This window comes from Pseudarthrobacter sp. H2 (assembly GCF_050157045.1).
Lineage (GTDB): Bacteria > Actinomycetota > Actinomycetes > Actinomycetales > Micrococcaceae > Arthrobacter.
On sequence record NZ_CP189594.1, the window covers coordinates 5241967 to 5248404 of the forward strand.

General features: G+C 67.3%; 6 protein-coding genes and 1 pseudogene. 1 reads left to right on the forward strand and 6 read right to left on the reverse strand.

Annotated elements, in window-relative coordinates:
* Nucleotides 1-128: 128 nt before the first annotated feature.
* From ACQCSZ_RS24320 to ACQCSZ_RS24340, 5 genes are all read right to left on the reverse strand, one after another.
* Complete coding sequence (locus ACQCSZ_RS24320) at nt 129-752, reverse strand: hypothetical protein (RefSeq protein ID WP_427006128.1); 624 nt, start codon at nt 750-752, stop codon at nt 129-131.
* Nucleotides 753-855: 103 nt separating this feature from the next.
* Nucleotides 856-1152: a CBS domain-containing protein gene (locus ACQCSZ_RS24325; RefSeq protein ID WP_427006129.1), complete on the reverse strand. Its 297-nt coding sequence runs from the start codon at nt 1150-1152 to the stop codon at nt 856-858.
* A 639-nt stretch (nt 1153-1791) separates the two neighbouring features.
* Complete coding sequence (locus ACQCSZ_RS24330; protein WP_427006130.1) at nt 1792-2535, reverse strand: hypothetical protein; 744 nt, start codon at nt 2533-2535, stop codon at nt 1792-1794.
* Nucleotides 2536-3020: 485 nt separating this feature from the next.
* Nucleotides 3021-3272 carry a hypothetical protein gene (locus ACQCSZ_RS24335; protein ID WP_427006131.1) on the reverse strand — a complete coding sequence of 84 codons (252 nt, stop codon included), beginning with the start codon at nt 3270-3272 and terminating at the stop codon, nt 3021-3023.
* A 109-nt stretch (nt 3273-3381) separates the two neighbouring features.
* Entirely contained in the window at nt 3382-3702 is a 321-nt protein-coding gene (locus tag ACQCSZ_RS24340) for a hypothetical protein (protein ID WP_427006132.1), read from the reverse strand.
* Nucleotides 3703-4428: 726 nt separating this feature from the next.
* On the opposite strand from ACQCSZ_RS24340, the gene ACQCSZ_RS24345 reads away from it, so the two are divergent.
* Nucleotides 4429-5046 (forward strand): DNA-binding protein, encoded by a 618-nt coding sequence (locus ACQCSZ_RS24345; protein ID WP_427006133.1) that lies wholly within the window; start codon nt 4429-4431, stop codon nt 5044-5046.
* Nucleotides 5047-5553: 507 nt separating this feature from the next.
* Here ACQCSZ_RS24345 and ACQCSZ_RS24350 read toward each other — a convergent pair.
* A pseudogene (locus tag ACQCSZ_RS24350) lies at nt 5554-6438 on the reverse strand (IS110 family transposase); the annotation flags it as partial.

The following is a 6438-nucleotide window of genomic DNA, read 5'->3' on the forward strand; positions in this document are numbered from 1 at the left end:
CTGTGATGGTGCCTGGTGCGAAAGCCCCTATTGGGACACATCCTCACAGCCAGTGACAGCACGAACGGGCCGTTCCGGGTGCCGGTCGACTGATCAAACTCAAGGCACGAAGCCAGTCGTAGCGCGAGTCAGACCGCCTCCCGGAACGGTGTTAAACCATCCTCACAGTCGTAGCGGATCATTTGCGACGGCACCCCGCCCAGGCGTTCGAAGGCCACATTGTGCCCGTCCAGGAACGATTCCTGCGCCTGATTCGCATACGCCACATGCACCGCCCGGCCCGAATGCGACAGTCGCAGCACGAACATGAACAGCTTGACCATGATCCCGCCGATCAGGGCCTGGAACTCACCGAAATCGACCTCAGCCTCCGCGCCGGGGGCATGCGTCTGCGGGACCGCGACATCGACCGGGGTACCCACCAGCTCACGCCGGATCTTCGCCACCGCATGGGTGACGGTGGATTCCGCCAGAGTGGCCCCGTGCTCGTCCACCAGCCGCTGCCAGATGCGCCGGGCGGTATGGCGCTGCTTGCGCGGCGCGTCCAGGTCAGCGACCAGCCACGCCCTGATGATTTTCAGCCACGGACCCATGGCCGGGGACTCCCGCACCGGGGCCTTGCGCGGCGGCGGCGTCGAGTCAGCCAACGCGGCGCGCACGGTGCGCCGATGCACACCATGGACCCGTGCCAGCTCTCGGACAGACATATCTTTTACTCTCGCATCGCGGCGGATACGCTCGAATTGTTCCACTCTCGATCTCTCTTTCAAACCCGTTCCGTTCTCTCAGTCTTGGACGACAAAGGGAACGCTACGGGCGGGTCGAGGGTGGGGCCAATTCAAGCAACTAAAAGCCCTACAAGTGGGGCCAATTCAGGATGCCATACCCAATGGAATCATCGGCGCCGATGGTGACCGGCTTGCCCTGCCCGAAGTCCCCCGCGGTGGCCGTCCGCGGGTCCCCGCCCTCGGCCAGACACCTGATGACGATGTCCCGGTCCGTCAGCATGCCCTTGAGCCGGTTGTCCTCCCCGCAGATCGGCAATGATCCGACGTCCAGGTCCTTCATCTTCCGGGCAGCCTGTTCCAGCGTTTCGTTTTCGCGGACGCATTCCACGCCGCCGCTCATGAGGTCGCGGGCCAAAGTAGACATCTCGCTCTCCTTCTTCATCCAATGATGCGGGACCGGGCCGGGCGACCGTTCCGGTGCCGGACGCGGCCGGGGTTTTCAGCCCGGGCAGCCTCTGCCCTGGCGGGCTTACCGGCTGGCACCATCATTCACTTCTGCAGCGCCGGTGTGAACCCTTCCACACAGATTCCGGATCCGGAACGATATCGAGCGCACCCGCGAGGATTTGGGGAAACCGTGGAAGCCTTGGCATCCAAGTTCGGCTTCAAGGCCTGCACCCGGACCCCAGGGCACGGTCCACGGTAATTGCCTTCAAGCCCGCGCGGGGAACGGCGCCGTTCCCCCGGGCGGGCGCATCAGGGCAGGACAGTACAGTCCCGGCCGCCTGGTTCCAGGACCGCACCCCGCGGCAGATGGCCAAAGAGCGGTCAATCGCTGAAGACCTGACCGGGGCCGAAGCATGAAAACCTCGACGGTGGTGGCAGCCGTAAGAATCCCGGCGTTCACGCGGCGGTCTCTGCCGTTCCGCGCTCCCGGCGTCACTCAACCCGAATGACCCTGCTGAATCGCCTCCGGGACTCGCAGGAGCAGCCCGCGGCCACGGAAAGCGGCCGGAACAGATCTTCCTTTGTGGCGCCGGCCGGGCCGAAGCCCGGGCCCCGGTCAGGTCCGGACGGGGGCGTTGCCGGTGACCAAGGTGCCGAGCGCGGCGGCGGCGTCCAGGTTCAGTCCGGTGCCGGTGATCTGCAGGTAGTCCCCGCTGATCACCAGTACCTTGCCTTCGCGTGCGGCCGCCTGAAGCCATGCGGCGTCCCCGGCTGCCGCAGGATTGAGCTGCCGGGAGTACATCTGCTCCCCGTTTATCAGGAGGCAGACATGGCCCTGCTCCGTGACGGTGCAGCCCGCGCTGTTGTGCACGTCCCGGGCGTTCCGGAGGATCTCTGCGTAGTCGGTGCTCAGGGTGAGCCGGAAGCCGTGGGAGAGCAGAATCGAGACCAGGGCGGAGGTGAGTTCGCCGCCGGGTTCCCGAAACGTCAGGACCGGGACCAGGGTGTAGGCCAGCACGGGGATGGCCCTGATACCTGAGCTGTCCCGGTGCCCGAGGATGAGCCGTCCCCCGCGGGCCGTGAGTTCATCGGGCGCGCCGGCGGCTGTGCGCAGCGTCAGGCCCGGTGCGCGGCAGCGCCCGTGGCAGATGCGGGTGTCCACGGTGCGGTACTCGATCCCGCCGTCCCTGCCCTCGGTGATGTCCACGATCAGCGAGAGGCGCTCCTGGTGCTGCAACGCCAGCCCGCACGCCGCGCAGGCACTGGCCGCGGCGGCGAGCAGGGCCACGAACCCGGTGGTGTCCCTGCCCCTGAATGCTTCCAGACGTTCGTCCCAGGCAACATTGCTCGTGACACGCATGCTCGCCAGCCTACTTCCCGCCGCGCCGCGGCTGCTCCGGGCCGCGCGGCCGCATGCCAGGGCGCTGGAACATTGGAGGGCCGGCGATGGCCTGGGGGAGAGCCCCGGTCTAAGAGGGCTCCCACCACCGCCGGCCCCACCCAGTGTTGCCCGTGGACCCTAAGAAAACCCGGAAAAACCCGCCGCGCTGCAGACGCCTCCCGACAGTCGCCGATCCCCTGACCGGTCCCAGCCAGCGGATGATTGACCGTTGGTTTGCAGGGATCGGCCTGCCGGCCAGCAGTCTTTTCAGTGTGATTCCGGCCGCCGCCGAAGAAGATCACGCCAACAGGTCCCGCACGTCCCGGGCGCCTTCGACAGCCGTTGAAGGCAGGGGGTGTCCCTAAGCTCTTGGTCAAGCGACCCGTCACCGACCCCGGGGCATTCGACACCGCGATGGGGCTGATCCTGCGCTTCGCTGGAGTCGCCAACCGACGGCTGATGGTTCAGGGTTGTGATGAGTCAAAGAACCGGTACTCCGGGGCTCCGGTCCCGGTTTTGTTTGCCTTGGCCTGGATGAAGTCGCGGTCTTCCTGGGACAGCACCATCTGGCCGTGCCGGTCACACTCGGTGTCTGCGCCCGTCTCCCTGGAGATGGTGGCCGTGATGGTGCGAGGAAGAATCAGGCATCCCGGATTGTCGATGAGCCACGTCCGTGTGGCGTCATCGAGGCGGTCCCACTGATTCCGGATGTTCATGTCAACCACGTGTTCCCTTCCGGCATGAACTGTCGACAGGCCCCGCAGGCGGCTCCGGCCACGGCAGCTGCGGCAGGGCGCTGGTCACCGTCAAGTTGCCATCTCACTCTCAGGCCGCCATCGCCGCCGCGCTTGTCAATGCACTCCGGGGTGCCAGGATGCTGAACCGGCAATCCGACTGCAGCGGGTCGATATGAGCGGGCAAGTGATGTGACCTGGCGCAGGCCCGGAGCTGCTCCAGGGCGTCCGGCTCGACCCTGGCGCGGGTCACGTCAATTTCCAGGGCCAGTCCCGCGCCGAGCGAGTTGGCGCGTTTCATCACCGCATACAGGCCCTGGAGACTGTGCGCCGTGACATGGCCCCGGGCCGCGACCTGAGCGCGGGCGCCGTCGAGATCCACCCGGACCAGTACTTTGAGCCTGTCTGACACGACGATTCCCCGATCTGGATGAGGGCCGCGACGCTGCGGCCCCCGCACAAGACTAGAGGCAAGATGTGACGCAGGCAACAGGAGAGCTGGTGTGGCCGCTCTCGAATGAATGCAGGTGATCCGCTCTCGTTGATCCGCCGCAACGGCACTCCTCAACGCTCCTCCGGACGAGGGACAGGCGGAGGACCCGGAGCGACGCTGCAATTGAAACTGCCGACAGCAGCCCAGGGCTACCAGGCCTCTGTCCGGCGGATAATCAGGACATGATCACCAAGTGGTAGCCGACGGCCGGGGCCGGAACCCGTACGAGGGCAGCGATGCGGGCCCAGCCCCGAGCCGGTACATCAGCACCCATTCCGGGTCCGGAGCACGCCGCAACCGCCTGTCCATAATGGCTCCCATCCTGCCACCGCGTCCCCACACGACGGGCGGCCACCGCGCAAGTCCACCGGCACTGCCTTCGGGCGCCCGCCTGCGCGGCCGGCTGTGAGGTCCAGTGCCCGGCCGGTCTGCTCTGCCGGGCCTCCCCGGCGTGGAATCGGAGGCCCCGCTCTGCCGGGCCGGGATCACCCCACGCATGGCACCTTCCTCGGGGCCCGTCACGAAACCCCGGCGTGAGGCCACCCGAAGATGCCGGCCGGGCGCCGTGGAGGGTTGTCCTCATCAATAGTAGGAGTAGCATTACTACTATTCCTACTACTTCTGATGTTTGGGAGGGCCACCGCCGTGACGTTGAGTATGAAAGACCGTGTGTACGCTGCCGCCGAGCAGATCAGCGCCGAGCGCCGGCCCACCGTGTCCACGGTGCGCGCCGCGGCGGGCGTGAGCAACGCCGATGCCACCCGCTATCTGAAGGAGTGGTCCCAGGAGAAGAACGCCGCGGGCGGGCAGGTTGCCGCGACCCCGGCTGTGCTGCTGGAACAGGCGGCACGCCTGGCGGGGGCCTGCTGGGCGGAGGCCTCCGCGCTGGCGGATGTCCGGCATGCCGCGGTCCAAGCGGCCTGGTTGCAGGAGAAGAAGGACCTGGACCTGGAGATCGCCGAACTCGTCGCCGACCTGGACAAGGTGAGCGCCGAGAAGGACGCCGCCGTCACGGAGCTCACGGCCAGGGTCACCGCGCTGGAGACCGAAGCTGCCGCGGCGGGGGAGCAGCTGGAAGAGGCTCAGGCCGCGGCGCAGGAGGCGGTCAGGGAAGCGTCTGCGGCTCTCACCAAACTGGCCGGGGCAGAAGCGCGTTCCCTCACCCTGCAGCAGGCACACGACGCCCTGCTGCAACGCATCGTGCCGGAAACCCCGCCCCGGAATGAACCGCAGGCGGACCCGACCGGTGCCGGGGAAGACTAAGTCCACTTTCGACCGGTACTTCACGCCCCGCTGACGCGGAGCCAGGACCAGGTCCGGTGGTGGCGGACCCGTGGCAGTTGCCCTGCAAAGCCTTCCAGGATGCGGTGGAGCTGCTGCTCCCACTCCAGGGAATCGCCCGGCCCGTGCCCCGCCAGGTCGGGGGCGGCGTGACCATCCAGACGGTGCAGCAGGTGTGTGGGATCCGCAGTTCCAGGGCATGGCGGACCACGGTCATGGTGGGGTGGAGTTGGCCGGTGTCTCACGGACCAGGCCGGGGCGGTTCCTGGCGCCCGCGCCAAGGCGCTGCTCCAAGGCGGAGAAGTCCACCGGCCGGCGGTCCGGATCACGGCCTTGCCGTCGCTTACGCATCCGGGCGGGACCGTAGGGGGGTGTCCCTATGTTTTTTGTCAAGCGCTGGGACAGGTTTTTTCGAAAAATGATGTGACCGTTTTCGGGCAGGGATAAGCAGCTGGCGGCGCGTGTCCGCCAGCTGGCAGCCCTCCGTGTTCAGGCGGTTTTCGGGCTTGGCGCCTCGTAGAAGGTGCCGTCGCGGAGCATCGCGTAGAGGACATCGCAGCGGCGTCGTGCGAGGGCGATCAGGGCCTGGTTGTGCCGTTTGCCCTCCGCCCGTTTGCGGTCGTAGTACTCCCGGGAGACCGGGTCTTTGAGGGACGCGAACGCCGAGAGGAAGAACGCCCGTTTAAGGATCTTATTGCCCTTCTTGGAGGAGTGGTCTCCGCGGATCGAGGTTCCGGAGCGCCACGTCACCGGTGCGAGTCCGGAGTAGGAGCCCAGGTGCCCGGCGGTCTTGAATTCCTTGCCGACAACCTCGGTAATGATCCGGGCTGCCGTCCTGACGCCGACCGCAGGCAGGGACGTCAGGAGCTCGTGAAGAGGGTGGGCCTCCACGAGTTTCTCCACCTGTGTCAGGACCTCTGCCCGGGAGGCGCGCAGCTGGGCAAGCTGCGCCGCCAGTTGGGGCAGCACGACGCCGGCGGCGCCGGTGCCGGCGACGACCACGGTCTGCTCGGACAGGGCGGTGAAGATTTCTTCGGCCCAGCGCTTTCCGGCCCGCGGCGCGGACCTGGCCATGAACGCGGCGACCCGGCTCTGCCCGGCCCTGCGCAGCGCCTCCGGCGTCGGATATTTCCGGAGGAGTTCGGCCATCACGGGGTGGTCCAGGTGCGGGCCGATGACCCGTTCCAGGGCGGGGTGGATCTGGGTGAGGAGCCCGCGGATCCGGTTCGAGGCGGCCGTGGCCTGCTTGGCCAGGTCGTCGTCGAAACCGCAGAGCATCGACAGCTCGGCGGCCTGCTCATCGGCTACCGCGATCGAGCGCAGGGTGTGCGGCATGGTCCGGGCTGCTTCAGCGATGATGTAGGCGTCTCGGGC

What these genes read in the sequence shown, in the direction of transcription:
- ACQCSZ_RS24325 (WP_427006129.1), bottom strand. Translation starts at nt 1,152, where the DNA reads ATGTCTACTTTGGCCCGCGACCTCATGAGCGGCGGCGTGGAATGCGTC.
- ACQCSZ_RS24330 (WP_427006130.1), bottom strand. Translation starts at nt 2,535, where the DNA reads ATGCGTGTCACGAGCAATGTTGCCTGGGACGAACGTCTGGAAGCATTC.
- ACQCSZ_RS24335 (WP_427006131.1), bottom strand. Translation starts at nt 3,272, where the DNA reads ATGAACATCCGGAATCAGTGGGACCGCCTCGATGACGCCACACGGACG.